Genomic DNA, 2,053 nt, shown 5'->3' with positions numbered 1-2,053 from the left:
ATCATGGATACTGCTGCGATTGCACTTGCGCGCGAAAACAACATTCCGATAATCGTCTATTCGATCCACGAAAAAGGTGGTTTCGGCGATATTCTGAGGGGCGGCGGCCGCTGCACCGTCGTCGCGGACGATTGATCGGCGGCCTGACCCGAAAAGGGAAGCCGGTTTTTGAAAGTTCGATTCGAAGACGGCCCCGAAGCAGTGAGCCGCATTAGACGGTCGAGGAGATAAAGATGAGTGGTGAGTACGACGATCTCAAGCGGCGCATGGATGGGGCCATTGCCGCGTTCAAGCATGATCTGGCCTCGCTGCGGACCGGTCGCGCCTCCAGCAATCTGCTCGATGCGATCCAGGTGCAGGCCTACGGCACCACCATGCCGATCAATCAGGTCGCCAACGTCTCGGTGCCGGAGCCGCGCATGATCTCGGTATCGGTATGGGACAAGTCGATGGTTGGCGCGGTCGACCGCGCGATCCGCGAATCCAATTTGGGGTTCAACCCGATCGTAGACGGCACCAACCTCAGGATTCCACTTCCCGAACTTAACGAACAGCGCCGCAAGGAACTGGTCAAGATCTCGCACACCTACGCCGAGAACGCCCGTGTCGCCGCGCGCCATGTGCGCCGCGACGGCATGGACTTCCTGAAGAAGGCGGAGAAAGACGGCGACATCAGCGAAGACGATCAGCGCAAGCGCTCGGACCAGGTCCAGAAACTTACCGACGAGACGATCAGCACCATCGACCACCTGCTTTCCGATAAGGAAGCTGAAATCATGCAGGTTTAGGGTCATGGCCGCCGGCTGACCCGAAAGCGAGAACATGGCAACGCCCGCGCATGTCGCGATCATCATGGACGGAAACGGACGCTGGGCCAAGGCGCGCGGCATGCCCCGTCTTGCGGGCCACCGTGCCGGTGTCGAGGCGCTGCGCAAGACGGTGCGCGCGGCACCTGGGCTCGGCATTTCCTACCTGACCGTCTATGCTTTCTCGTCGGAGAACTGGTCGCGGCCGAAGTCCGAGGTCAGCGACCTGATGGGCCTCTTGAAAATGTTCATTCGCCGTGACCTTGCTGAACTGCACCAGAGCGGTGTGCGGGTTAGAATCATCGGTGACCGGGCAGGGCTGCAGTCTGATATCAGGGGACTGCTCGACGAGGCCGAAACGCTGACGGCCGCAAACGAATCGCTGACGCTGGTGATCGCCTTCAACTATGGCGGACGAGACGAAATCGTTCGTACGGCACAAAAGCTTGCGGCGGCCGTGGCGCGTGGCGAACTCGACGCCGAGGCGATATCAGCCGAAAGCTTTGCCGGCGCGCTCGATACGCAAGGCATTCCCGACCCGGAACTGGTCATCCGCACCAGCGGCGAGCTCCGGCTGTCGAACTTCCTTCTGTGGCAAGCCGCCTATAGCGAACTCGTCTTCCTGCCTTGCTACTGGCCCGACTTCAGCCGCGAGCACCTTGCGGAAGCTTTGCGTGAGTTTGCTGGCCGCGAACGCCGTTTCGGCGGACTTGGGGGCCATGACGTCGCTTCGCGACCGGCCGCGGGATGAGCAATCTTCAACTGCGTATCGTTTCGGCGATCGTGCTCGCCATCATCACTCTCGGCTTGACCTGGATCGGCGGTTTGCCGTTCCGGCTGCTGTGTGCCGTGATCGTAGCGGCGATCTTCTATGAATGGACCCGCATGTCGCGGCCAACCGGGGCAACGGGCCTTGATTTCCTGCCGGAAGCACTGCTGGTTGTCTTCATTGGCGCCTTGATTGGCGGTCTGGCCGCCTCCTGGCTGCTGCCGCTTGTGGCGGCCATTGTTGCCGCAACGGCGATAGCCGCCTCGGTTCGCAAGACCGGACAATGGGATGCGAGCGGCCTTGCCTATGCCGCGGTTTCAGGCCTGTCGCTCGCCTTGCTGCGCGATGGCGATCGTTCAGGCCTCATTGCCATCCTGTTCCTGTTCGCTGTCGTCTGGGCCACCGATATCCTTGCCTATTTCGTTGGCCGAGCCGTTGGGGGGCCGAAACTGGCGCCCTCTATCTCGCCCGACAAGAC

The 2,053-nt window shown here is 61.4% G+C and carries 3 protein-coding genes and 1 pseudogene; all 4 read left to right on the top strand.

What is annotated here, in order from left to right; all coding sequences use genetic code 11:
- Positions 1-135: pseudogene (gene pyrH / locus EN750_RS41110) on the top strand (UMP kinase); the annotation flags it as partial.
- A gap of 98 nt (positions 136-233) precedes the next feature.
- Positions 234-788 carry a ribosome recycling factor gene (gene frr / locus EN750_RS31575; RefSeq protein ID WP_013531759.1) on the top strand — a complete coding sequence of 185 codons (555 nt, stop codon included), beginning with the start codon at positions 234-236 and terminating at the stop codon, positions 786-788.
- A 34-nt stretch (positions 789-822) separates the two neighbouring features.
- Positions 823-1,557: an isoprenyl transferase gene (locus tag EN750_RS31570; RefSeq protein ID WP_127327351.1), complete on the top strand. Its 735-nt coding sequence runs from the start codon at positions 823-825 to the stop codon at positions 1,555-1,557.
- The coding region (locus EN750_RS31565; protein ID WP_189526594.1) for a phosphatidate cytidylyltransferase at positions 1,554-2,053 on the top strand (500 nt) is incomplete at its 3' end. The genes EN750_RS31570 and EN750_RS31565, both read left to right, overlap by 4 nt.

This window comes from Mesorhizobium sp. M7A.F.Ca.ET.027.03.2.1 (assembly GCF_003999175.1).
Lineage (GTDB): Bacteria > Pseudomonadota > Alphaproteobacteria > Rhizobiales > Rhizobiaceae > Mesorhizobium.
The sequence above is the reverse complement of the archived record's forward strand: the minus strand, read 5'-3'. Positions and strand labels throughout refer to the sequence as shown.

Excerpts from the sequence above, each read along its gene's own strand:
- frr (WP_013531759.1), top strand. The coding sequence starts at position 234 with ATGAGTGGTGAGTACGACGATCTCAAGCGGCGCATGGATGGGGCCATT.
- EN750_RS31570 (WP_127327351.1), top strand. The coding sequence starts at position 823 with ATGGCAACGCCCGCGCATGTCGCGATCATCATGGACGGAAACGGACGC.